Raw genomic sequence first — 26,835 nt, 5'->3', positions numbered from 1 at the left:
ACTTGTGTGGTTATTCATTTTTGTTATTAGCACGCAAAAACTAGACCCAGATTGAAATTCGATAAATAACCATCACGTTATTACAAAAAAATTACGATTTTAATCGACAATGAACGCTAAAATCAGAATGCAAAACGCCCATAGTCTATTAACAGCAATATAACACCAGTTGTATTAAATACCATCTAAAAAGCTAACTTTTGTTGACACATATCAAAATCAAGATAACAGCTTAACCCTGATTTCAATAGTTAACTATATAATTTGATTTATGTAATGTAAAAGAAAAATATATGTTAAATATAGTGGGGATTATTTTTTTTACCAGTTTTGTTACACAAATTAAAGGAGCCTAAAATACCTTATTCCTTATAAAAGTACAAATACCCAAATAACCCCAAAATAGTAGCTTTATTTTCTTTGTTTATCCCTTTGTGGTAGGAATATCTATACCACACTAGAGGTAGTGTTCGAAAAAATTTCATTTAAGTAAGATTTATTTTTTGTGTAAAAAAAAGAAAAAATTTGACATCTCTCTCGCTTTGCTTTAACCAGTATATAGTCAAACTAAATTTGAGACAGACAGGATAGTTATGCGTATTTACAGCCCAGCTAAAATGACAATTATTACCACCACCACCGGAATTTTATATTGCGGGACGGGCTGTCGCATATAAAAAACGAAAATCGAAAAAGCCCGCATTGAGAAATGCGGGTTTTTTTTTGGGTGAAAAATCAGGAGAGTTGTATGCGAGTGTTAAAATTTGGGGGAACTTCAGTTGCTAATGCAGAGCGTGTGCTGAATGTTGCTGATATCGCTGAGAAAAAAAGAGAACAAGGACAAGTCGCTCTTGTATTATCAGCACCAGCCAAGATAACGAATTATTTGGTTGCAATGATTGAAAAAACGGCAGAAGGTGAAGATCCTCTCACTCAAGTACGAGAAGCCGAGCAAATTTTTGCTAATTTATTACAAGGATTAAGAGAAAAACAGTCAGGCTTTGACTATGAGCGCCTAAAAGATAAGGTTGAACGTGAATTTGCCGAGATCAAACATATTCTTCATGGTATTTCTTTATTAGGTCAATGCCCTGATAGCATCAATGCAGCGATGATTTGCCGTGGTGAAAAGCTCTCTATCGCCATTATGGAGTCTGTTTTACAAGCTCGTGGTTATAATGTCACCGTTATTGATCCTGTAAAAAACTTACTCGCACAAGGTCACTACCTAGAATCTACCGTTGATATTCCTGAATCTACTCGTCGCATCTTGGAACTTAATATCGCAAAAGACGATATAATTTTAATGGCTGGTTTTACCGCAGGTAATGAAAAAGGTGAACTGGTTGTATTAGGCCGTAATGGTTCAGACTACTCAGCCGCAGTATTAGCAGCTTGTTTACGTGCTGAATGCTGTGAAATTTGGACTGATGTTGACGGTGTTTATACTTGTGATCCACGCTTAGTACCTGATGCTCGTTTATTAAAGGGCATGTCATATCAAGAGGCAATGGAGCTGTCTTACTTCGGTGCTAAAGTACTTCATCCTCGCACTATTGCTCCAATCGCCCAATTCCAAATTCCTTGTTTGATTAAAAATACAGGTAATCCTGATGCACCGGGTACACTGATTGGCGATGGCCAAAAAGATGAGAGTACTCCTGTTAAAGGGATCACCAATCTTAATAACATGGCGATGATCAACGTATCAGGCCCTGGTATGAAAGGTATGGTAGGGATGGCTGCTCGCGTATTCTCTGTGATGTCGAGAGCAGGTATTTCTGTTGTTCTTATTACACAGTCTTCTTCTGAATACAGCATCAGCTTTTGTGTGCCACAAAAAGAATTAATAAGAGCGCAAAAAGCATTATCAGATGAATTTTATTTAGAATTAAAAGATGGTGTGCTTGATCCATTAGATATCATGGAAAACGTAGCGATTATCTCAGTCGTAGGTGATGGCATGCGTACTCTGAAAGGGATTTCAGCACGATTCTTCTCTGCGTTAACACGAGGAAATATTAATATTGTTGCCATTGCTCAAGGATCGTCTGAACGCTCTATTTCTGCAGTTATTGCCAATGATTCAGCAACTAATGCGGTACGGTTATGTCACCAAATGCTATTTAACACAAATCAAATCGTTGAAGTTTTTGTGATTGGTGCGGGTGGTGTAGGTAATGCATTAATTGAACAAATTCATCGTCAACAGGCATGGTTGAAAAATAAACATATCGATCTTCGTGTATGTGGTATTGCCAATTCACGCGCCATGTTAACGAATATGCAAGGTATTGATTTAGATAATTGGCAACAAGCCTTAAAAGAAGCCAAAGCTCCTTTTAGTTTTAGTCAACTTATTCGCTTAGAAAAAGAGTACCACTTCTTAAATCCAGTGATTGTTGATTGCACATCAAACGAGGAAATTGCGCAACAATACGCAAATTTCTTACAAAATGGTTTTAATGTGGTTACACCAAACAAAAAAGCGAATACGCTGTCGATGGATTATTACTATCAAATCCGACAAGCTGCTGAAGCTTCGCGTCGTAAATTTTTGTATGACACTAACGTGGGTGCAGGTTTACCAGTCATTGAAAACCTACAGAACTTGCTTAATGCAGGTGATGAATTGGTTCAATTTAATGGTATTCTTTCAGGCTCACTCTCTTATATTTTTGGTCAATTAGACGAGGGTAAGAGCTTGTCAGAAGCAACGTTTTCAGCGAAAGAAAAAGGTTTCACAGAACCTGATCCTCGTGATGATCTTTCGGGTATGGATGTTGCGCGTAAATTGCTGATTTTAGCCCGCGAAGCGGGTTATAAATTAGAGTTAAGTGATATCGATGTAGAGCCAGTGTTACCGACTTCATTTGACAGCACAGGTGATGTTGCAAGTTTCTTAAATCGTTTACCTCAAGTTGATGTTGAATTTGACGCTAAAGTCGAAGAAGCACAAAAAGCAGGCAAAGTATTACGCTATGTTGGTGTTATTAATGAAGGTCAATGCCAAGTTAAAATGATGGCTGTTGATGCTAATGATCCTCTGTTTAAAGTAAAAAATGGTGAAAATGCTTTAGCCTTTTACACTCGCTACTATCAGCCAATTCCATTAGTGTTACGTGGATATGGTGCGGGTAATGATGTTACTGCCGCTGGAGTGTTTGCAGATGTATTACGTACCTTATCATGGAAATTGGGAGTTTAAGCGTGGTTAAAGTTTACGCACCGGCATCAATAGGTAACGTGAGTGTCGGGTTTGATGTTCTTGGCGCTGCGGTTTCACCTATTGATGGGCAATTGCTTGGCGATTGTGTCACCGTTAATGCTGCTTCATCATTTACACTGGAAAGTAAAGGGCACTTTGTCAGCAAATTACCCACTGATCCTAAACAAAATATAGTGTATCAATGCTGGCAGTTATTCTGTGAGAAACTAGGCAAAGAACTTCCTGTGGCAATGGTTTTAGAAAAAAATATGCCAATTGGTTCTGGTTTAGGATCAAGTGCTTGCTCTGTTGTTGCTGCATTAGTTGCACTTAATGAGTTCGCTAAAAAGCCTTTCAATGAAAGACAATTATTATTAATGATGGGTGAGTTGGAAGGGCGTATTTCAGGAAGTGTGCACTATGATAATGTTGCACCTTGCTATTTAGGTGGTCTACAACTCATTCTTGAACAAAATGACATCATTTGCCAATCTGTACCGACATTTGAAGATTGGTACTGGGTAATGGCTTATCCTGGAATTAAAGTCTCTACCGCACAAGCCAGAGCCATATTGCCAAAAGAATATGCTAAGGCAGATATCATTAATCACGGACGCTATTTATCTGGTTTTATTCATGCTTGTCATACTCAACAACCTGAATTAGCAGCAAATTTAATGAAAGATGTGATAGCTGAACCTTACCGCACTCAGTTGCTTCCAGGATTTGAAAAAGCCAGAGAAGCTTCACAAAAGAAAGGGGCATTGGCTTGTGGCATTTCAGGCTCAGGCCCTACTCTTTTTACCATTACCGATTCATTAGAAATTGCACAAGATATGGCCGAATGGTTAAAACAACACTATGTACAAAACAGTGAAGGTTTTGTACATATCTGCCGTTTAGATACGCGTGGCGCAAGACAGATAGGGTAAGTCATGAAATTATACAATTTGAAAGATAATCAAGAGCAAGTTAGCTTTGCTCAAGCGGTAAAGCAAGGTTTAGGTAAGCACCAAGGTCTCTTTTTTCCACAGGACTTACCGTCGTTTACTAAAGCTGAAATTGATGAATTATTAGCGCTTGATTTTGCAACACGCAGTAGCCGTATTTTAACGGCATTTATAGGTGATGAAATTCCTGCTGATGTATTAGCAAAACGAATTAACACTGCATTTGCATTTCCTGCACCAGTGACTCAGGTTGAAGATGACATTAGTTGTTTAGAGCTTTTCCACGGTCCAACATTAGCATTTAAAGACTTTGGTGGCCGCTTTATGGCACAGATGTTGTCAGAAGTTGCAGGCAATCAACCTGTAACTATTTTAACTGCAACATCTGGTGACACTGGTGCTGCCGTTGCTCACGCATTCTACAAATTAGAAAATGTACAAGTTGTTATTCTTTATCCTGAAGGCAAAATTAGCCCATTACAGGAAAAATTGTTCTGTACATTAGGTGAAAATATTCACACTGTTGCAATTAAAGATGACTTCGATGCATGTCAATCATTAGTAAAACAAGCTTTTGATGATGAGTTCTTAAAGAAAACTATGTATTTGAACTCAGCAAACTCCATCAATATCAGCCGACTATTGGCTCAAATTTGTTATTACTTTGAAGCCGTTGCCCAAATTCCTGCTGAAAAACATGAACAACTCGTGATCTCTGTGCCAAGTGGTAACTTTGGTGATTTAACTGCGGGCCTATTAGCGAAATCTTTAGGATTACCTGTTAAACGCTTTATTGCAGCAACAAATGTAAATGATACAGTTCCTCGCTATTTAGATAATGGTAAATGGGAACCTCACCGTACTGTTGCAACACTTTCTAATGCAATGGATGTTAGCCAGCCTAATAACTGGCCACGTATTGAAGAATTGTACCGTCGCAAAGAGTGGGATCTCTCTGATCTGGCTCATGGTGCTGTTAGTGATGAAACAACGGAAGAGACAGTACGTGAGCTTGCAAAAAAAGGTTATATTTCAGAGCCACATGCAGCTGTTGCTTATCGTTTATTACGTGATGAGCTTCAAGAGGATGAATACGGCTTATTCTTAGGTACTGCGCACCCAGCGAAGTTTAAAGAAAGTGTAGAGCGCATTTTAGGGGGGGAGCTACCATTACCTCAAGAATTAGCAGAGCGAGCAGATAAAGAATTACTATCACATTTTTTACCCGCTGATTTTACTAAATTACGTGAGTTTTTATTAGAACGCGCACCGAAATAAAATAATTTACTAGGATCTCAATAAAAAACGTCAGTGAAATACTGGCGTTTTTTTTAAATAAGCAATTATAGTTATTTCTTTCTATTAATTTTTCAAATATAAAACTTACACAAATCAACAAACAGAAAATATCTAATAATAATATTTATAAAAGTTAATATTTTAATAATTAGAGTATTATCTATTTATAATATTAATGTTGTTATTTTAATAAAGAATAGAAGAAATGAAATATGAAAAATAATAAAAGTATTGTAATAAATAACATAATTAATGAAATTTCAAATGATATTGAAAGGTTTATAAGAGAAATTATTGGAAATAGAGATATTAATAATGATGTAATCAAAAATGCGCTGTTATTAAGTTATATAAATAAGTTAATAGATAAAGGAGAATATTTTTCCAATAATTATTTATTAGAAATTAAAAATACTATTGATTTATATGATTTGAATGTTAAAAATAATAGAATTGAGAATTATGTCATAAAAAAAATAGAAGAAAATATTAATTTAAATATAAATACTCTTATTTTTAATTATAAAAAACAAAAGGAAATGAAACCTTCATTAGTAAAGAAATATAAAATAGAAACATATTTTCAAAATAAAAATGATGGTGTTCATAGTATCGTTACTAATAATGGGTATTATTATTGTTATATAAATGAAGGTGAGGGTGTTTATATATCGATTTATTCTATTGATAATATTGTTAAATTTTTTAATACCAAAAGTGACTTGGTTAGTGATGTCATTATAAATTTAAAAGATATAGATAAGTTAGAGACTTTAAAGGTAAATTCATATCAAAAATATGAATTTATTAATAATTATTATTATAGAAGTGATTGGATTGTAAATAAAGACTTTATGCTTAATGAATGGGTAGAAAGCATAAAAAAACAAGGTGAAGGAGAATTGGATGATAATTATACGTTAAGAATGATAGAATCTAACAAAAGTAAATCTGTTTTTATTGTTAAAAATAAAGAGAAAAAAATAGAAACAATATTACATATTTATAGTGACTCTATAGAGTTAAGTATAAATATAGCAATGCAATATTATAAAGAGGCGGATGATGGAATTGAAACCATTTTTAGTCAAAAAGGAAATAAATGGATAAAAACGAAGATTTCAAAAAATAATAGATACATTGAATTTAATCAAGATAGTGATTTCATTATACCAATGAGCAATATAATGGAACATATTAGTATACTGGGAACGGCTGAATCGACCTATGAATTCTCGCATGATGAAGCGATAGGAGGGCTCTGTTATGGGTTAAGTATGAACTATTTATTAGAAATAAGAAATAATGGTGTGGAATATGGAACTAACTATATTATATGGTTGAAAAAATGCGCAGAGTTACTTGACTTTAATACTAAAAATAAAAAAATAAAAGCATTGGAAAATATTTTAATTAATAATGAAGTTGAATACAATTTAATGAGACTAATGGAGGAAACAAAAAAAATATTTTATTCTCAATCTTCTCAGTTTTCACATTATGATGATTATTGGAGGGTTAAAAAATATAAAGAATATCTTGATTTATATATTTATGATCCAAGAGAGATGTTTAATAATAAAGAGATTAATTTTAGTCAATATATTTATAGTATGGGATTAACATTAAAAGAACGAAGGGAATCAACTATAGATGATTTTTTAAATATCATCATGGATAATATAATTAATAAAAAAAACTATTATTCACATATACAAACTGATGTTCATAACATTGCCTTTTCATTAAAGGTGTATACAGAGAAAGAATATTTTCTTTCATTGTTTGATGCAAACTTGGGAGTATTTGAATTCTATCATTTTGATGATTTTAAAGATAAGTTTAAATGGTTGTTGTCTAATTATAAACCCATAATTAGGAAAGGAAAAAAATATATTGGGATTGTTGAGTGTGAAGAAAATAGTAACCCATTTTACCAAACTAAATGGAGTGAAAGTTTAGCAGAAAAAAATAAAAATTTAGTTGAGAACTTAAAAAAAATAGGTTTTTCTTTAGAATTTAAAGATAATATTAAAGGGAAAGTAATTGAATTAATTGATGGGAATACATTAATTATTGAAATATTAGAAAATAATAGGATCATAGAAGTAAGTATTGAAAGTGATTCTATTAATGAAACTATTTTATATATTCAAAAAAATATTGATAAAATCACCCATGATAAATCAATAAATAAAATGATTTTAGGCAAAGATAGTGATGGCGAAGTTATTATCACACCAACATTAATTAATTTCCCTAGTGTAAGAGAAAATAATAATAAAGGATATATAGATTTTCAAGATAATTATTTTGAGAATTTAATTAACATAAATAAAGATTTAGCAAGGGGGCAGTCAAAAATAAGATTGTCAGCTATTTTATCTAATCTTAAAATATTACATGGAAATGTTTATTTTAATAAGCTTGTTGCTAGTATTGAATTGTTGAAATTTATTCCTGATTATATTGAAAAATATGAAAATAGCCCAGTTAATGAAATATTAAATAAAATATACAAAAAATTAGAAAGTAAGATTTTTAATTATTTTGTAAATATTAATAAAGATAACTTTTTATCTATAGCATCAAAAAATAGCTCAGTAGCAGCTAGAATTTATCAAATCATTGTGTCAGAGAATAATGGAAGTTATTTTGGTATCAGTGATTTTATTTATAATAATATAAAGAGTAATTTTTTATTAAATAATGGAATTAATGTCGATGAAATAAATTATAAAAACTACTATTTCATGTTAGAAAATGAAAATATAAAAAATATTATTGATGGGATCAGTATTAAATATATAAAGGACAGTTTTTTTATCATTTCAAATGATAAAGTTTATACTAATATTACCTATAATCAATTAAATAATAACAGGGAAGATCCTGCAATTAATTATCTATTAGAAGTAATAGAAAATCAGTTGGATAAAAAAATAATTTATAAAGATAAAACTTATAATGAAATCTATATTAGCACATATTCCACTCAAACTTATAAAGATTTTTTATTACAAAAAGAGATCTCTGAATTAGAAAGTATCTATAAGGAAGATAATGATGCGGAATATTTCCCAAATAGATTTTATATTGAAGAAGAAGATCCAGAGAAGTTAATAAATAAATCAATTGAACTATATATTTCTGAACTAGATACTCATAATGTATTATTTGAATATAATGATAAAATAATTAAATATTTATTAGATAATAAGAATATTATTTTAAATAATGATATATCTCATGTTTTTATTGATATTTTTCCCACAGATCTAAATCAAGAAATTAGATTTTTTAATATCACAGGCGTGAAGAATGAATTAATAAATAATTTATTTAAAAAATATCCACAATTAGAAGAATTTATCTCTTTTTGTAAGGATAAAAAAATAAAATTCACAATGATTAGTTATGAGGAGAGTGAGGGGGTTTTTGGTAAAATTGTAAAGAAGAAAAAAGAAATTGAATATGTATACGATACTCTCTATGAAAATACCATTCCAAGCGAAAAAATTATTTATATAGGTAAAAAAGAAAATATTTATAATTCTATTTATAGTGAGCAATTTATTGAAGGCATTGCTCAAAAAATAAATGTGCCAGTATACAAAATTAGCAATGATAAAATAATGTTATCTACTGAGGGAACACTTATTTATAGTGATCCTGTTGATGCTAAAAATATAATAAATAAAATAATAAATGACTTTATATTAAATGAAGTGGTGACGGAAAAATCTATATCATCGATCGAAAAAAATAAAAAATATCATCGTGTTTATCATGCAAATAAAATATATAAAAAAATAAATTCTATTTATCCTGATTATAGAAAGGATAACGATTTTCTATTTGGATATAGAAATAAAATTGTTAACTTTATTAATGATTTCTCAAGTCATATGACTGAAAATGATATTTTAAATTATATAGAAAAAAATAAATATAATTTAAAAATGGAGGAGCTAGGAGCACTGCTTAGAGAAATAGATAACAGAGTATTAAGTCTTGAAGAATTAGGTAAACAAAGAAAGCGATTTGTTCAGTTATTTAATAAAGTTCAGAAGAAAGGAATGGTTGATAGTAAAGCATTATCTCTCTCTTTTCCTCAAAAGATTGTTTTATCAAAATTAAAAGAGGGAGGTGAAGGGTTTTGTGAATCATTAAGTATGTTATTTGCAGGAGTGAAATATTTTGAGCATCAAGGAAATCAGCAAAGTGGCCAATTATTTTTAAAAAAGCTGGCTTGGTTAATTGATTTTTTTGATGCTGATATAAATAAACAGAAAATAATAAATAATGAATTAGAATTAAATGAGTCAACGAAAAATTTACTTTCTATACTTCAAGAGCTTAGTCGTGGTAATTTATCGTTATCTTCAATCACCGAGGGTATTAAGCAAGAAACTCATGAGCTAACATTAAGCTCTATTTTTCATCGTCTTTTTAATAATAAGAATGCATCTTCTAATTATTTACAACTTTATACGAAAGATCATGCTTTATTTGTATGGGGCAATAAAAATAATTCTAATTATGGATTGTACGATCCTAATTTTGGCTTAGCTGAATTTTCAGAAGAAAATAAGTTTAAACATTATTTAACAGAATTTTTTTACGGTGATGATATTAATGCTAAAAAAATATATAAATTAGAAAAAATAAAATCAGACGATTTTTTGTTTGATAAAATATTAAGTATTAACGCAGAGGCATTAATTAATTTTAAATTTAAAAATGGTAAATCTATGAGGGAATTTATTACAGAACCTCTAGATTTACATAAATTAGATATTATGACTAACTCTAATAAGGATTTTGAAAGACACATAACAAATGAAATGTTAATTGATGAAACTAGAATAATTCAGTTAGCGATACCGAGTGAAATTATTGATGGAATTATTTATCATAAATTTTCGATAGATTATTCAGTATATAAATATTATGATGAACTTTCTAAATTATTTCATTCTGAATCTCATGAAGATATAAAAAATAAATTAATTGAAATAATTAATGATCCATTAGTAAGTAAGAGATTCAATCGATTTGTTATTAATGATGTTGATCAAAATAATTTCATGAATATATTTGATAATAAGGTTCATGACTTATTTAATAAAGATAAAATTGTATCTATAAAAATATTAATTAGTTCTATTAATGATGATCCCAGAGTAATAAAAAAGCTATCAGAAAATTCTAAACAATTATTATCTGATTTCTTTTCATTATCTGGGGATGAATTAATTGGTGAGATTTTACGAATAGTATCAACACAAGAAAAGTATTTATATACTATTAATCAACTAGATATGATGCTGTTTTATTCACTAAGTACTAATTTCAATGATGCAAATCAAAAAATTAATGAAACTACAGATCTTAAAAAAATCACTACACAATTCATTACTGATTTAAATAAACAAGAAAAAAATAGTTATCATAAATTTCAAAAGCAACTTTTAAATTTACCTCAATATTTTTCTTTTTCAGGTAATGAAAACTTCTCTTCTTTAATTTTATTTAATTACTTATCCAGTGAAATAAGAGATAAAGTCGAGCGCATTGATCACTTGTCTATGATCGAAGAATTGTATTATAAAAATGCGATAGATAACATTAATAGTCATGAAGAGAACTACTTATCTCTTTTTGAAACATTGCTTTCAACACTTTCAGAGAGTAAAGATCTAAAAGAAAATATTAAACACTTAAATTATGGCATGTTAGATGAAATAATCATTGGACTAAAACCAGGGAATTATATCTTAGAGATAGATCGCGAAAAAATAAATTTAACCATTAATATTTCTCCTGAAGGGAAAATAATATTTGATGTTTTTATTAATAAGGTCGGTAATATAAAAATAATAGGTCATGATAAAAATAAAATAACCTCTGATTTACTAAATTTAATAAATAACATTAGTTATAAAAATAGAACTGAGGGTAATAAAACAGTAGGTTCTATTTATCATATTAGCGAATTTGATACTAAATCAATATCATTATTTAATAAGTTCGCACTTATGGGGAAAGAGATAAAACTTGATTTTGATAATAAAAATACAATTAAAATTGATGATATTGAAATTAATAAAAAAATATTATCTTCATTAGGATGTTATGTTAATGATGTACCTATATTAAAAACAGATCTAAAAGTATTTTCATTGAAAAATGAAAAGCTAACCTTTTATGCAGATAAACTTAATGATTTTTTCTTATCTGCATCAGGTAGTGATGATGATAATGCCATCATTTCTTTATTAAAAAAGCAATTAAATCAAAAAGAAAAAAATATTACTTCAATACTTTCACCAGATATAAACCGAATGGATTATTTAGCAGCAAAAGAGCGTTTAGCAAAAATTATTGAATTAAATGAAGTAGACGTAAATAAAAACTATTGGGATAAATTACGTTATCCAACCTTAAAAATACCACGTTATATGAAAATTATATCTGGTATTGGTTATGGAAATATTACTTTTGGTATATGGCAATCTATAAATTCAACTTTAAATATGATGGAATTATTAAAGGATAACAATTTAAGCGAAGATCAGCGAAAAGAGATCCGCGCTAATCTTGCCATAATATGGACAGAAATGACCTATAACGGGTTATCTGAAATCATTGAAATTGCGGTAGCAAAAGGCATGTTAAAACACCGTACAAATGCTTTGGAATATGCTGGAAAGATGAGTACTCGTGTGGGAATGGCATTAAACCTACTTTCTGTGGGATTTGATATTTATAACATGTACGATAATTTCAGTCGAATATCATCAGAATCGAATGCGAGAAAACGTGATGATTACATTGTTAACGGTACGTTCGCTATTGTATCAGCATTAGCTACTATTGGTGTTTCTATTGCTATTTTGGCGGGAAGCACTGTTGCTGGTCCTATAGGGATTGTTGTGGGGGCCGCCATTGCATTAATAACGACTATTTATAATGCGGTACGTGTTGTTGAAGAAGCAAAAAATAAAGTTTCTTTTACTGTATGGGAGGAAATAGAAAGTGGTTTTCTTGCCGCGTTTACTGGCAAGATTGCCGCCAAAAAACAAAATGAAATTACCTTATTAGAGACTAAAGAATCGATTAAAATATCAACGGAAAAAGCCAGTCTGGATTATTATCAACAATTAATAAAATATAATCCTAATAGTAAATATTTTTATACGAATGAAGACTATCTTTATAAAGAAAAAAATTATTATAAAGTCGTGTATGAATTATTTAATGATCCAACAGGATTATTGATCCCTCCAATAGCAACTTTTATTGCAGAAAATCAAGCTAAATTGATGTCTAAAGAAGATGCAGAGAACTTTGCAAAGTTATTCCCTTATTTTGTTTCAAAGGAAACAAAGTATAAATATTATGAACCTCAAGAAGCAATAAAGACAGATGAAACACTGATATTTGATCTTGATTTTTATATCCATCAACTAAAAAAATATACTATAGATATAGTCCCTCAAAAAGGAGATGCTCGTCATTTAGAAATGATTGATGATGAATTTCTCAATAAAATTACTATGACGGAAAATAAGATCTTGCCATTGAAAAAAATTTTAAATAAAGAGTTACACTGTGTTAATAATCAGCAAATTTATTATGATTATTATCAAATCAAAGAAAATGAAGATTTCTATTTTAATACTAAAAATGGTAATGACATTATAGCAGCTCCGAAAAACGCAAAAAATACCTTTGATATTTATAATGGCACTAAACGGTTAAGCGGAGGAATTAAAGATGATATTTTTAATCTTTACACGACAAAATCTCCGCAATTTGCGAGCCGTTTTTATGGGAGAGAAGGTAATGATACACTTTGCATTGCTGAAAAATCAAAAATACATTCAGGTTATGAAGTAAATTTGTTGGCAAATTTCGTAAAATTTACTCATGTACTTAATCCCTCTAATAGCCTTAATTTTGGCTCTAAAATTTATCTCTATCATGATAAAAAGACACAAACACGGGCTCCAAAAGTGATTGTTGATACAATGCCGAATATAAAATTGCAATCTCATGAAGTTATTGCTTATTTAGACAGTATTGAAAATGTAATTGGCAGTGATAAAGGGAACGATTTATTGGTTGGTAATAACCAAGATAATTATCTTGATGGAGTATCGGGTAATGACACGATTTATGGTCATCAAGGTAATGATGTCATTCGGTTAGTCGAAGGGATTGCTGAAGGAGGAGATGGCGATGACACTTATATTGTCGCATTGGCACCAGAACATTACAGTGATAGAAAACAGATTAATATTACTCTTTTTGAAAATATAAAAAATAAAAGCAATAGTGTTGTAAAGTTAGAGCACTACTTTAATGATATAAAAAAAATAACTCGTGATAAAGAAGATCTTATTATTGAAATTAATAATAAAATAATTCTTTCGGATAAAGAAAATAAAATTATCCCAACATTTATTAGATTAAAAAATGTATATAAAAATATTACAAGTACTGAAGTTAATCATCATTATAACTTGATTACGGATGATGGTTTTATGTTAACAATAAATGATAATTTGATGCCAAATAATAATGTGTTATTTAATTTTAGCTATTTGGAAAATTATTCAAAACGTAAGGAGAAAATGACACATTTTTATTTGGATGAAGTCAAAAAAAAGCTTATAGCAACTTTTTCTCATTATAATGAAACATATAGCTTATTACCTGAGTTAAAATATAGCGGTGTTGCTTTGGGTGAGGCTATTTCCTTTACTTTAGAAGGTAGTGCTGATGATAATGCTTATTTTTCAGTGACTCCAAATTCAAAAATAAAACTGAGTAATGGACAAGATGCTTATCAATTAAAAACATTTATTGCGAACATTGATGGTGAGCATATTGATATACTTATTAACTCCTCTAATTTTGACGAAAGTAAAGAAAGCAGTGCTAATATTATTCTTTCCGATGTCAGTGGTTATGAGCTTAAGTTAGATAACGGTATTCTTGCTCATCGCTACAATCCTAATGGACATCTATATTTAGATATAAATAAAATATTATTAAAAAATAATTTATTCAAAAATTTAACATTTCGTATTATTGATAAAGATAGTAAGGTTTTTTCTTTACCTAATAAATATAAAGAAAATGGATTACTTGTTCCTATAGTACCTGATGTTTTTGAAATATCATCGGGTGATGATAATTTAGTTATTCAAAATAATATTATATTTAATGAATTTCTTAGGAATGGATCGGGCGTATACCATCATAATGCTGATCCCTCTTTGTTATCTCAGACATTTAAACAGCAAGATATTCCTAATATTGAATTATTACCAATTATCGATGTATTTGAAGGGAATGATATTGTCATTAATCATAATGAAGCAAGTTCAGTGATCTCGGGGGGAGCCGGTGATGATATATTGATTGTAGAAAAAGGGCATCATATTCTTCTAGCCGAAGAGGGAAATGATAAACTTTATGGTGGTGAGGGTAATGACTTACTTATTTCAGATAAAGGTCATGATTATCTGAGCGGTAGTGTAGGTAATGATATTTACGTGGTAGCACAACGTGAAGGAAATGTGGTTATCATGGATAACCAAGGCCATAATAGGGTATTTATTACTGGGGTTGATAAAAATAAACCGTTAATCTCATTACGAGAAGGAGATGATGAAATATTACGTTCTCAGGATAATCAATTTACGTTAACTATTAAAGATCAATACTTCAAAAGTTCACCCTCATGTCAAGTTGAGCAGAAAGCAAAAGAAGTAGACAGTGTCAATTTATCGGCAATTATTTATGAAATGGCACAATTTAATCAGACACAACTTTCCTCGATGGTCGGGGGGCAGCTTCCTAGTACACCTGATTGGTCATTATTACCCGTCATAATTAATCATTTAAATTGATCGTTATGTATTGATTTTGCATTAGAGAACAGTAATAAAGCCCACATTTTAATGTGGGCTTTGCTCATTAAAGAGATTGCTCTGCGCGTTTAAACACTAAGGTGTTACCTTCAGATTCTGCTGAGTTAAACTGATAACCCTCTAAATCAAATTCTTTAAGTTGTGTTTTGTCAGTGAGTTTTTCTTGAATAATAAAACGGCTCATTAATCCGCGCGCTTTTTTAGCGTAAAAGCTAATGACTTTGTATTTCCCATTCTTCTCATCTAGAAAAACAGGCTTAATAATTTCAGCATTGAGTTTTTGCGGGTTAACTGATTTAAAATATTCATCAGAGGCTAAATTAACTAAAACGTTATCACCTTGTGCTTCAATCGCTTTGTTTAACGCTTCTGTAATGGTGTTTTCCCAAAATTGGTATAAATCACTCCCTTTTTTATTTTTTAGTTTTATTCCCATTTCAAGGCGATAAGGTTGCATTAAATCCAGAGGGCGCAATACACCATATAAGCCAGAAAGCATGCGTAAATGTTGTTGAGCAAATTGAAAATCATCTTCAGAAAAGAGTTCAGCTTGCATGCCTGTATAAACATCACCTTTAAATGCTAAAATAGCTTGGCGTGCATTTTCTGGTGTGAAATTAGGTTGCCACTCACCAAAACGTGCTGCATTTAATCCTGCTAATTTATCGCTTATTTTCATTAAACTAGCGATATCACTTGAAGATAATTTTCGGCACTCTTCGATAAGTTGCTGGGAATATTTTAGCAATTCAGGTTGGGTGAACTGCGTTGTTGCTAAAGGCGATTCGAAATCCAGTGTTTTAGCTGGTGAAATAGTAATTAGCATAATTCCCTCGGTACGTTATTTTAATATTGACTGAATATAACAAATTCTTTCGATGATAGACTAAATTATAGCAATAGGAAAAAACAATGATTTTGCTAATTTGTCGTAAAAATCGACAAATTAAACGATTCAGCTTATGATCTTCTTCTGTTTTTTTCCGCTTTTGCTTTGCGAAAACGTTTGGCATTCAAATAATTGCTTTGTATGAATCTAAGCGTCTTGTAGTGTGAGCAGTCCATGTTATTATCAATAGATATCCGCAGGTGACTGCAAACAGATTTACCTAGTAGATGAGATAAACAAAATGACCAACAAATTGACTTCTTTGCGTAAACTGACAACGGTTGTTGCTGACACTGGTGACATTGCAGCAATGAAACTGTATCAACCACAAGACGCAACTACCAACCCATCTTTAATTTTAAATGCAGCTCAAATTCCTGAATATCGTAAATTAATTGATGAAGCGATTGAATGGGCACGCGCACAAAGCGATTCTCGTGAACAACAAATCGTTGATGCTTGTGACAAACTGGCAGTAAATATCGGTTTAGAAATTTTAAAACTGATCCCTGGTCGTATTTCAACAGAAGTGGATGCACGTCTTTCTTATGACACTGAAGCTTGTATTGTTAAAGCGCGTCATTTAATGAAGCTTTATAACGATGCAGGTATTAGCAACGATCGTATTCTTATCAAATTAGCATCTACTTGGCAGGGTATTCGTGCCGCAGAGCAATTAGAAAAAGAAGGTATCAACTGTAACCTGACTTTACTGTTCTCTTTCGCTCAAGCGCGTGCATGTGCTGAAGCAGGTGTTTACCTAATTTCTCCATTTGTTGGTCGTATCATGGATTGGTATAAAGCTAATACAGATAAAAAAGAATTTGCACCTGCTGAAGATCCAGGTGTTATTTCTGTGACTGAAATCTATAACTATTACAAACAACACGGTTACAACACCGTAGTTATGGGCGCAAGCTTCCGTAATATGGGTGAGATTTTAGAATTAGCAGGTTGTGATCGCCTGACTATCGCACCAGCACTGTTAAAAGAATTATCAGAAGCTGAAGGTGAAGTTGAACATAAGTTATCTTATAAAGGTGAAGTGAAAGCACGTCCAGAAGCTATCACTGAAGCACAATTCTATTGGGAGCATAATGCAGACCCAATGGCAGTAGATAAATTATCTGACGGTATTCGTAAATTTGCTGTCGATCAGGAAAAATTAGAGAAAATGATTGCGGATTTATTATAATTCGTCGTTAAATTCTTATAAAAATCTTAAATACCCATCTTTTATAGGTGGGTATTTTCATTTTTTTCTTCTCAAAATAACATTTAAGAAGATTTTAAGATTAAATTGATTGGAATATATTATTTATCCAGTAATAATTATAAAAATATATTATTAAAATACTCTATTTATTATTGGTGAATTATGAAAAAGATTGTCTTGGCAACGGTACTTGCATCGTTATTTTTTGGTGGCGCTGCAATGGCAGAGAGTAAAACCGCTTTCTCTTTACCTGCAATTGAAAAAAGTGCTGAAGGTGGAAACTCAGCGTCTCAATATCAATTGGGCGTAAAATATGAGAATGGCGAAGGTGTTGAACAAGATGCACAAAAAGCGCTGGAATGGTATACCAAAGCTGCAGAGCAAGGTCATGCTGAAGCGCAGTTAAACTTAGCACTTATGTATGACATGAGCGATGATATTGATCGCGATGCAGAAAAAGCAGTTTATTGGTATAACAAAGCTGCGGTTCAAGGCGTTTCTTTAGCACAATACAACCTTGCTGTTTCTTATGACGATGGTGATGGTGTAGAGCAAGATCATGAGAAAGCCGTGTATTGGTATACTAAAGCTGGCGAGCAAGGTGATAGTGATGCGCAATACAATCTCGGTATCTCTTATGATGAAGGTATCGGTGTAGCACAAGATCATGAAAAAGCGGTTGTCTGGTATACGAAAGCAGCAGAACAAGGCCACTCTGATGCGCAATATAATCTTGCTGTCTCTTATGATGACGGTGAGGGTGTAGAGCGTAACGGTGCTAAAGCTGTTTTCTGGTATACGAAGGCTGCAAACCAAGGTAATCGTGACGCACAAAATAACTTAGGTGTGATGTACGATGAAGGTGATGGTGTGGCTAAAGATGCACGTAAAGCCGTTGAATGGTACAGAAAATCAGCTATTCAAGGTAATGGTCTTGCACAAAATAATCTTGCGTTAAACTATTACTACGGCAAAGGTGTTAAACGTGATCTGAAACAAGCTTATGCATGGTTTACTGTTGCTGTTGAAAATGGCGATGGTGATGAAGCAATGCTAAAACGCACTGCTCGTGCATTAAATGCGGCACAATTAGCAGAAGCTAAAAGTTTAGCGGCATCTTATATAGCTAAATATATTGATGAATGATATTGATTAATATTATTTAGGATTAAAGAGAGGGGGCTTATGCTCTCTTTTTCTATTTTAGTTAACGATAAATAAAATAGAGAGTTATCAATTTTTATTATCCGTCCTCAATAATCAAATATTAAACATCATTAATATAATGAGATTATTTTTAATTCTCTTGTGTTCTCATGGTAATATCTGCGCGCAAGTTAGATGGTCATTGATTAATTGAGGTTGATATGAACGAATTACGCATAGGGTTAGTTTCTGTTTCTGATCGCGCATCAAGTGGGGTTTATGAAGATAAAGGCTTACCCGCTTTAGAGGCTTGGCTAAAAACTGCGTTAACAACGCCTTTTCATATCGAATCTCGTTTGATCCCAGATGAACAATTGATGATTGAGCAAACGCTTTGTGAACTTGTTGATGAATCAGGTTGCCATTTAGTACTAACAACGGGAGGAACGGGGCCTGCACGCCGTGATGTTACTCCTGATGCGACGTTGGCCATTGCAGATAGAGAAATGCCTGGTTTTGGTGAACAAATGCGCCAAATTAGCTTGAAATTTGTACCTACTGCAATTTTATCCCGACAAGTGGGGGTTATTCGTAACCAAGCATTAATTTTAAACTTACCCGGACAACCTAAAGCGATTGCAGAAACGTTAGAAGGGTTAAAAGACAGCGAAGGCAAAGTGATTGTTAGTGGTATTTTTGCGAGCGTGCCTTATTGTATCCAATTGTTAGATGGCCCTTACGTTGAAACAAACGAAGATATTGTGACAGCATTTAGACCAAAATCAGCCCGCCGTTCTACTTCTGCATAAATAATTTAAGAGGTTATTTGAACTGTTTGTATGAATGCTTGGAATTCGTACTGTATTCAAGTAGTACAAAAATAACCTCATTCTATTCAATCTCTTTTTCTTTTTTGTTTGTTAAAAGTCTTAATTTTCAATTAATTATGATTGTGTTTTGAGTTAAGTCTTAAAGTTTGTGTGTTAATTCGTCATGATATTATTTGCGTGTTATATAACTGTTTGATAAATAATAAATTTTAATTTATTTAGACATGGCTGATCCAATTTTTTCGCATTTTTTGCATTTTTTTTTATGATTCCCCTTGATGAATGTATTTATGACCCCATCTTCTTTTCAACTGCAATTACCACTATTGAGTTGCGTTGATTTTATATCCGCTTTGAAATGATATTGTTAAGTCTATTAATTTTTGACTTGAAAAATGAATATTCATCCTCATATAGATTGGTAGTCAAATTGATAAAGAATTCTCTTTGGAGGCGTTTAAATGGGTAAAATTATTGGTATTGACCTGGGTACAACTAACTCTTGTGTTGCTGTAATGGATGGCAAAACTGCTCGGGTTATTGAAAACAGTGAGGGCGATCGTACTACTCCTTCAATCGTTGCATATGCACAAGATGGTGAAATCTTAGTTGGTCAGCCAGCAAAACGTCAGGCTGTGACTAACCCACAAAATACTTTATTTGCCATCAAACGTTTAATTGGCCGTCGTTTCGAAGATGAAGAAGTTCAACGTGACGTCGCTATCATGCCTTACAAAATTATTAAGGCTGATAATGGTGATGCTTGGATTGAAGCTCGTAACGATAAAATGGCTCCGCCACAAGTATCTGCTGAAGTCCTGAAAAAAATGAAGAAAACAGCAGAAGACTATTTAGGTGAAGCCGTTACTGAAGCAGTGATTACTGTTCCTGCTTACTTTAATGATGCGCAACGTCAAGCAACTAAAGATGCGGGTCGTATCGCAGGTCTTGAAGTTAAACGTATTATTAACGAACCAACAGCAGCTGCTCTGGCTTACGGTTTAGATCGTGAAGTTGGTAACCGTACTATCGCAGTTTATGACTTAGGTGGTGGTACATTCGATATCTCTATCATCGAAATCGATGAAGTAGATGGCGAAAAAACCTATGAAGTTCTGTCAACCAATGGTGATACTCACTTAGGTGGTGAAGACTTCGATAGCCGTTTAATTAACTACTTAGTTGATGAGTTTAAAAAAGAACAAGGCATTGATCTACGTAACGATCCATTAGCAATGCAACGTCTGAAAGAAGCTGCTGAAAAAGCGAAAATTGAATTATCTTCAGCACAACAAACAGATGTTAACTTGCCATACGTTACTGCCGATGCAACAGGCCCTAAACATTTAAATATCAAAGTAACTCGTGCAAAACTAGAATCTTTAGTTGAAGATTTAGTTAAGCGTTCAATGGAACCAGTACGTGTTGCATTAGAAGATGCAGGCCTGAAAGTAAGTGAAGTTAACGACGTTATTCTGGTTGGTGGTCAAACTCGTATGCCAATGGTTCAGAAAACTGTTGCTGACTTCTTTGGTAAAGAACCACGTAAAGACGTTAACCCAGATGAAGCGGTTGCAATGGGTGCGGCTGTTCAAGGCGGTGTATTAGCGGGTGATGTTAAAGACGTTCTGTTACTTGACGTAACTCCACTGTCTTTAGGTATCGAAACAATGGGTGGTGTAATGACATCCCTGATTGCAAAAAATACCACAATTCCTACTAAACATAGCCAAGTGTTCTCTACCGCAGAAGATAACCAATCTGCAGTAACTATTCACGTATTACAAGGTGAACGTAAACGTGCTAGTGATAATAAATCACTGGGTCAATTTAACTTAGATGGTATTCAGGCTGCGCCACGCGGTATGCCACAAATCGAAGTTACTTTTGATATCGATGCTGATGGTATTTTGCATGTATCAGCTAAAGATAAAAACAGTGGTCGTGAGCAAAACATCACAATTAAAGCCTCTTCTGGTTTAAATGAAGAAGAAATCCAAAAAATGGTACGTGATGCAGAAGCCAACGCAGAATCAGACCGTAAATTTGAAGAATTAGTGCAAACTCGTAACCAAGCTGACCAATTAGTTCACGGTACTCGTAAACAAATTGAAGAAGCAGGTGATAAATTACCAGCGAACGATAAAGAAGCTATCGAAAAAGCGGTAAGTGAGTTAGAAATTGCTTCTAAAGGTGAAGATAAAGACGCTATCGAAGCAAAAATTAAAGCATTAGTTGAAGCTTCTGAGAAACTGTTAGAAATCGCACAACAACAAGCACAAGCTGGTGCTGCAGGTAATGCTGCTGGCGCAGATGCAAGTGCGAAGAAAGATGATGATGTTGTCGATGCAGAATTTGAAGAAGTTGACGGTAAAGACAAGAAATAATGCCCTTAACGGGCCACGGTAACTCACTTGTGAATAGTTACTGATACCGAACACGGGCGTCGAGGAAACTCTACGCCCGTGTGCTTATGTCAAGGGTAATCTAGAATGGCAAAAAGAGATTTTTACGAAGTTCTCGGTTTAAGCAAAAACGCCGATGAAAAAGAAATTAAACGTGCATATAAGCGTTTAGCAATGAAATATCACCCAGACCGTAATCAGGGTGATAAAGAGTCAGAATCAAAATTTAAAGAAATCAAAGAAGCCTACGAAATTTTAAGTGATGCACAAAAACGTGCAGCTTACGATCAATATGGTCATGCTGCTTTTGAGCAAGGCGGATTTGGTGGCCAAGGTGGTGGTGGTTTCGGTGGTGGCGCTGACTTTGGTGATATTTTCGGTGATGTTTTTGGTGATATTTTTGGTGGTGGTCGCCGTCAACAACGAGCATCACGGGGATCTGACTTACAATACAACATGGATTTAACGCTTGAAGAAGCGGTTCGTGGTGTAACCAAAGAAATTCGTATACCGACATTAGAAACTTGTGATAAATGCCACGGTAGTGGTGCTAAAGAAGGTACCTCGGCTGAAACATGCTCTACCTGTCATGGTGCGGGTCAGGTTCATTTACGTCAAGGTTTCTTCACTGTACAACAAGCATGTCCAACGTGTCATGGTCGCGGTAAAGTGATTAAAGAGCCTTGTTCTAAATGTCATGGTGATGGTCGTGTTGAGCGTTATAAAACACTGTCTGTTAAAATCCCAGCTGGCGTTGATACGGGGGATCGGATCCGTTTAAGCGGTGAAGGTGAAGCGGGCGAGAATGGTGCACCAGCAGGCGATTTATATGTACAGGTTCATGTTCGCCAACATCATATATTTGAGCGTGATGGTAATAACCTTTATTGCGAAGTTCCGATTAACTTTGCGATTGCTGCCTTGGGGGGCGAAATTGAAGTTCCTACACTAGATGGCCGTGTAAAACTTAAAATCCCAGCAGAAACACAAACGGGCAAAATGTTCCGTATGAAAGGTAAAGGTGTCAAGTCTGTACGTAGTAGCACTGTCGGTGATTTGATGTGCCGTGTTGTTGTTGAAACACCTGTTAAGCTCAATGAAAAACAAAAAGAGTTAATGGAACAACTTGGTGAATCATTTGGTGGTAAAAGTGGTGAGAAAAATACACCGCGCTCTAAAAGTTTCCTAGATGGTGTGAAAAAATTCTTTGATGATTTAACGAAATAATCTTCATTACTCCTTTCAAAAAGGCCTGATGACAGTATTTATCATCAGGCCTTTTTATTTGAATGTGGCTCAAGATTATCCCATCTTGATGGCGACAATACCGGCTAAAATGACTAAACACGCTAATAATTGTTTGCGGTTAAATTGTTCTTTTAGCAAATAAACAGATAAGACCATGGCAAATAGTACGCTGGTTTCTCTTAATGCCGCTACAAGCACAATAGAAGCATGACTCATTGCCCATATCACTATGCCATAACTGATTAATTGCATGACACCACCTAAAAATGCGGGCTTCCAATAATTTTTTATTTTAGTTTTTAAGTGTTGGCGATAACGAAGCCATGCCAGCAAATACATTGCGATACCATTTAAAAAGAAGAGCCATAAAATATAAGCAAAAGGTGTTTCTCCCACTCGGGAGCCATTACCATCAGATAGGGTATAACTTGCGGTAAATAATGCGGTAAGGAGCGCAAAAAAGAGTGCATCTTTACGTAAATTAAGCGTCGCTATTTTTCGGCTACGTGAAATAAGGATAATACCTAAAATAATCAATAAAATGCCGATTAAGCCAGTAACAGGAAGTGTCTCATGAAAAAGAAAAAAACCAAGAACAGCGGTCATTAATGGCGCACTACCACGAGAAATCGGATAGACCTGATTAAAGTCTGCCAAGGTATAACACCGGCTTAAAGAAAGGGTGTACCCAATATGAAATAGGACGGAAAGAATAAGCCATTTCCATGCTCCTATATCGGGAAGTCCAACCCAAAACAGAGCTGGGATTGTCACAATACCTGAAAAAAAGGTAAGTAACGAGATCCCAAGAAATCGATCACTACCTACTTTGACTAATGCATTCCAACATGCATGGAAGACAGCGGCAAATAGCACAGCAATAAAAACGGTAATCGACATATTGATAGAGGCCTTTGTACTAAAGCGAAAATTATTTTTATAAAACCATAACACAATGGGTAAATAGTGAAATATATAACATTTTTTTCCTCATAATCTAAGGGTGTTATAAACGGAAAAGATAAACATAGTATTATTTTTTGATAATTAAAAATTAATATGTTTGATCTATTTTATCGATTGGTGTCGTTTATTGAATTAGATGCTTATTTTTACTAATAATTTAAAAAAATATATGTTTATTAATATGTTATAAATTATTTTTTAAATTATTGTTTTGTTTTTTTATTAAGAATTAATGTTTATTAATTTCGACTATCTATCTTGTTTTACTTAATATTTCTCAATTAACTCGAAAAATACGAATTGTTATCCATAAATAAACTGTTTTTTACGAATCCATGGTTAGCATATTATTAACAAGATTAGTAATTTTGAGGTTAATATTATGACGGCAATTATTAGACAATTTTTGAGATTAGAGGCATCAGGCGGTATTCTTCTGATTATTGCTGCTATTATCGCATTGATTATGGCGAATACACCTCTAAGTGCTTTGTATAATGAGTTTTTATCTATTCCTATTATGCTCAAGTTTGGTGCATTCGAACTTGATAAGCCATTACTGCTTTGGGTAAATGATGCCTTAATGGCTATTTTCTTTTTGGTGGTTGGATTAGAAGTTAAGCGTGAATTAAAAGAAGGCTCTTTAGCTCAACGTGATAGAGCCATTTTCCCTGCAATTGCTGCTGTAGGAGGAATGTTAGCTCCTGCATTAGTTTATCTTATGTTCAATCATACCGATCCTATTGGGCAACAAGGTTGGGCAATTCCAGCGGCAACAGATATTGCATTTGCATTGGGGGTGATGGCGTTATTAGGTAAGCGTGTCCCTGTTGAATTAAAGGTTTTCTTATTGGCTTTGGCGATCATCGATGACTTGGGCGTTATTGTGATTATTGCACTCTTTTATTCAAAGAGTATTGCACTGATGCCGTTGGCTTTGGCTGGGGTGATTGTTATTGCTTTGGGCATAATGAACTGGCGTAAAGTTGGCAATACCGCCGCTTATTTAGTTCTTGGGTTTGTTTTGTGGGTGTGTATTTTAAAATCGGGTATTCATGCCACTATTGCGGGTGTCATAGTTGGATTCATTATCCCATTAAGAAATAAAGAAGGTGATTCGCCTTCTGAAGAATTAGAGCATGTGTTACATCCTTGGGTTGCCTATTTAATTTTGCCACTCTTTGCATTTAGTAATGCGGGGGTTTCCTTAAATGGTGTGACATTAGATGGCATGTTATCCGCATTACCGTTAGGTATCGCATTAGGACTATTTTTGGGTAAGCCGATTGGAATTTTCCTCTTTAGTTGGGTTTCGGTAAAACTAGGCATTGCAAAATTACCAGATGCGATTAATCTTAAGCAAATATTTGCAGTATCTGTGCTCTGTGGTATCGGTTTTACTATGTCTATCTTTATCGCAGGATTAGCATTTGATGGTGCAAGTGAAGCTTATAATACCTACTCTAAGCTGGGTATTTTAGTAGGTTCAACGGTAGCTGCAGTTGTGGGATATTTGTTGCTTCGTTCTGTTTTACCGAAGTCAAAAACGAAGTCAATATAAGGAAATTTATTACGGATTTGAGTTTCTAAACACAATAAATACCGAGCTATATATTTAAATCTACGGTGCAATACAGTGTATTGTGCCGTAGATGTTTTTATGAGGATTGGATGCAAGGAAAGCCAATCGCAAACTAATGCGTTATTACATAGTCTGTGTTTAAGGCACAGAAGTTGAAAGGAAGATAACTATGCGGGTGTCACATCTCAATTTTAACCATCTTTATTATTTTTGGCATGTGTGTAAAGAAGGCTCTGTTGTAGGTGCAGCAGAAGCTCTGTATCTTACACCTCAGACAATTACAGGGCAAATTAAAGCATTAGAAGAGAGATTGGGTGGTAAGTTGTTTAAACGCCAAGGAAGGGGGTTAGTTCCTTCAGAATTGGGACAACTTATTTTTCGCTATGCCGATAAAATGTTTATGTTAAGCCAAGAGATGCTGGATATCGTCAACTATAGTCGTGAATCGAACTTGTTGTTTGATGTCGGTGTTGCGGATGCATTATCTAAACAATTAGTCAGTCGCGTATTAGAAACGGCCGTGATTGATCATGAGCAAATCCATTTGCGCTGTTTTGAATCAACGCATGAATTATTATTAGAACAATTAAGCCAGCATAAGCTGGATATGATTTTATCGGATTGCCCAGTAGATTCTTCACAACAAGAAGGCTTGTTTTCTGTAAAACTCGGTGAATGTAATATGAGTTTCTTTTGTAGCCATCCACTTCCTGAAAAACCGTTTCCTGAATGTTTAGAAGAGCGAAAATTACTGATCCCTGGTCGTCGATATATGTTAGGTCGCCATTTGTTAACGTGGATACGTAATAAGAATCTGCAAGTGGAAATTTTGGGAGAGTTTGATGATGCGGCATTAATGAAAGCATTCGGATTAAATTATAATGCCATTTTTGTAGCACCTTCACTGTATACTGATGAAACTTTTGCTCATAGTAATATCGAAGAAATTGGAATGCTTGATACAGTAAAAGAAGAGTATTACGCGATTTTTGCAGAGAGAATGATCCAGCATCCAGCGGTTCAGCGCGTTTGTAATACTGATTTTTCAGATCTTTTTAATGGGAATAAGAAGAGTATTGTAAATCCATAAGTGAGTATGGTTAAAAAGTAGAAAACAAAAAACCGGCATAAGCCGGTTTTTTATAACAC

13 protein-coding genes are annotated in these 26,835 nt (G+C 33.2%); 11 read left to right on the top strand and 2 right to left on the bottom strand.

Annotated features, from left to right (window positions below; genetic code table 11):
* Nucleotides 1–748 precede the first annotated feature (748 nt).
* From thrA to ABN256_RS05650, 4 genes are all read left to right on the top strand, one after another.
* On the top strand, nucleotides 749–3,208 hold the full coding sequence (thrA, locus tag ABN256_RS05665) for a bifunctional aspartate kinase/homoserine dehydrogenase I (protein ID WP_196554763.1): 2,460 nt from the start codon (nucleotides 749–751) through the stop codon (nucleotides 3,206–3,208).
* A gap of 2 nt (nucleotides 3,209–3,210) precedes the next feature.
* The gene (thrB, locus tag ABN256_RS05660) at nucleotides 3,211–4,140 is read left to right on the top strand and encodes a homoserine kinase (protein WP_502929687.1); all 930 of its coding nucleotides are present in this window, start codon (nucleotides 3,211–3,213) and stop codon (nucleotides 4,138–4,140) included.
* Nucleotides 4,141–4,143: 3 nt separating this feature from the next.
* Nucleotides 4,144–5,436: a threonine synthase gene (thrC, locus tag ABN256_RS05655; protein WP_340895076.1), complete on the top strand. Its 1,293-nt coding sequence runs from the start codon at nucleotides 4,144–4,146 to the stop codon at nucleotides 5,434–5,436.
* 233 nt (nucleotides 5,437–5,669) lie between these two features.
* Entirely contained in the window at nucleotides 5,670–15,383 is a 9,714-nt protein-coding gene (locus ABN256_RS05650; protein WP_349439251.1) for an Mcf1 protease effector domain-containing protein, read from the top strand.
* Nucleotides 15,384–15,450: 67 nt separating this feature from the next.
* Here the strand turns inward: ABN256_RS05650 and yaaA are convergent, their stop codons facing one another.
* Complete coding sequence (gene yaaA, locus ABN256_RS05645) at nucleotides 15,451–16,230, bottom strand: peroxide stress protein YaaA (protein WP_072069473.1); 780 nt, start codon at nucleotides 16,228–16,230, stop codon at nucleotides 15,451–15,453.
* Nucleotides 16,231–16,534: 304 nt separating this feature from the next.
* On the opposite strand from yaaA, the gene tal reads away from it, so the two are divergent.
* The 5 genes from tal to dnaJ all read left to right on the top strand — a co-directional run bounded on the left by tal (nucleotide 16,535) and on the right by dnaJ (nucleotide 23,117).
* Nucleotides 16,535–17,488 (top strand): transaldolase, encoded by a 954-nt coding sequence (gene tal, locus ABN256_RS05640; protein WP_072069472.1) that lies wholly within the window; start codon nucleotides 16,535–16,537, stop codon nucleotides 17,486–17,488.
* Between the two features lie 183 nt (nucleotides 17,489–17,671).
* Nucleotides 17,672–18,655, top strand: a complete 984-nt coding sequence (locus tag ABN256_RS05635; RefSeq protein WP_072069471.1) for an SEL1-like repeat protein — start codon at nucleotides 17,672–17,674, stop codon at nucleotides 18,653–18,655.
* A gap of 221 nt (nucleotides 18,656–18,876) precedes the next feature.
* A complete protein-coding gene (gene mog / locus ABN256_RS05630) occupies nucleotides 18,877–19,464 on the top strand; it encodes a molybdopterin adenylyltransferase (protein ID WP_072069470.1) in 588 nt (195 codons plus the stop codon).
* Nucleotides 19,465–19,946: 482 nt separating this feature from the next.
* Complete coding sequence (gene dnaK / locus ABN256_RS05625) at nucleotides 19,947–21,872, top strand: molecular chaperone DnaK (protein ID WP_196553498.1); 1,926 nt, start codon at nucleotides 19,947–19,949, stop codon at nucleotides 21,870–21,872.
* Between the two features lie 105 nt (nucleotides 21,873–21,977).
* Complete coding sequence (gene dnaJ / locus ABN256_RS05620; RefSeq protein WP_164525931.1) at nucleotides 21,978–23,117, top strand: molecular chaperone DnaJ; 1,140 nt, start codon at nucleotides 21,978–21,980, stop codon at nucleotides 23,115–23,117.
* A gap of 75 nt (nucleotides 23,118–23,192) precedes the next feature.
* On the opposite strand, the gene ABN256_RS05615 is transcribed toward dnaJ, so the two are convergent.
* Nucleotides 23,193–24,038 carry a DMT family transporter gene (locus ABN256_RS05615; protein WP_196553499.1) on the bottom strand — a complete coding sequence of 282 codons (846 nt, stop codon included), beginning with the start codon at nucleotides 24,036–24,038 and terminating at the stop codon, nucleotides 23,193–23,195.
* A 448-nt stretch (nucleotides 24,039–24,486) separates the two neighbouring features.
* Between ABN256_RS05615 and nhaA the strand changes: the two genes are divergently transcribed.
* Nucleotides 24,487–25,665, top strand: coding sequence for a Na+/H+ antiporter NhaA (gene nhaA, locus ABN256_RS05610; protein WP_196553500.1), 1,179 nt, complete (start codon nucleotides 24,487–24,489; stop codon nucleotides 25,663–25,665).
* 190 nt (nucleotides 25,666–25,855) lie between these two features.
* On the top strand, nucleotides 25,856–26,776 hold the full coding sequence (gene nhaR, locus ABN256_RS05605; RefSeq protein ID WP_196553501.1) for a transcriptional activator NhaR: 921 nt from the start codon (nucleotides 25,856–25,858) through the stop codon (nucleotides 26,774–26,776).
* Nucleotides 26,777–26,835 lie beyond the last annotated feature (59 nt).

Origin of the sequence: Proteus sp. fly-1008, from assembly GCF_040140305.1 — a bacterium.
GTDB classification, from domain to species: Bacteria; Pseudomonadota; Gammaproteobacteria; order Enterobacterales; family Enterobacteriaceae; genus Proteus; species Proteus vulgaris_B.
This window is presented reverse-complemented; position numbering and strand designations above follow the sequence as displayed.

What these genes read in the sequence shown, in the direction of transcription:
- thrA (WP_196554763.1), top strand. Translation starts at nt 749, where the DNA reads ATGCGAGTGTTAAAATTTGGGGGAACTTCAGTTGCTAATGCAGAGCGT.
- thrC (WP_340895076.1), top strand. Translation starts at nt 4,144, where the DNA reads ATGAAATTATACAATTTGAAAGATAATCAAGAGCAAGTTAGCTTTGCT.
- ABN256_RS05650 (WP_349439251.1), top strand. Translation starts at nt 5,670, where the DNA reads ATGAAAAATAATAAAAGTATTGTAATAAATAACATAATTAATGAAATT.
- yaaA (WP_072069473.1), bottom strand. Translation starts at nt 16,230, where the DNA reads ATGCTAATTACTATTTCACCAGCTAAAACACTGGATTTCGAATCGCCT.
- tal (WP_072069472.1), top strand. Translation starts at nt 16,535, where the DNA reads ATGACCAACAAATTGACTTCTTTGCGTAAACTGACAACGGTTGTTGCT.
- ABN256_RS05635 (WP_072069471.1), top strand. Translation starts at nt 17,672, where the DNA reads ATGAAAAAGATTGTCTTGGCAACGGTACTTGCATCGTTATTTTTTGGT.
- mog (WP_072069470.1), top strand. Translation starts at nt 18,877, where the DNA reads ATGAACGAATTACGCATAGGGTTAGTTTCTGTTTCTGATCGCGCATCA.
- dnaK (WP_196553498.1), top strand. Translation starts at nt 19,947, where the DNA reads ATGGGTAAAATTATTGGTATTGACCTGGGTACAACTAACTCTTGTGTT.
- dnaJ (WP_164525931.1), top strand. Translation starts at nt 21,978, where the DNA reads ATGGCAAAAAGAGATTTTTACGAAGTTCTCGGTTTAAGCAAAAACGCC.
- ABN256_RS05615 (WP_196553499.1), bottom strand. Translation starts at nt 24,038, where the DNA reads ATGTCGATTACCGTTTTTATTGCTGTGCTATTTGCCGCTGTCTTCCAT.
- nhaA (WP_196553500.1), top strand. Translation starts at nt 24,487, where the DNA reads ATGACGGCAATTATTAGACAATTTTTGAGATTAGAGGCATCAGGCGGT.
- nhaR (WP_196553501.1), top strand. Translation starts at nt 25,856, where the DNA reads ATGCGGGTGTCACATCTCAATTTTAACCATCTTTATTATTTTTGGCAT.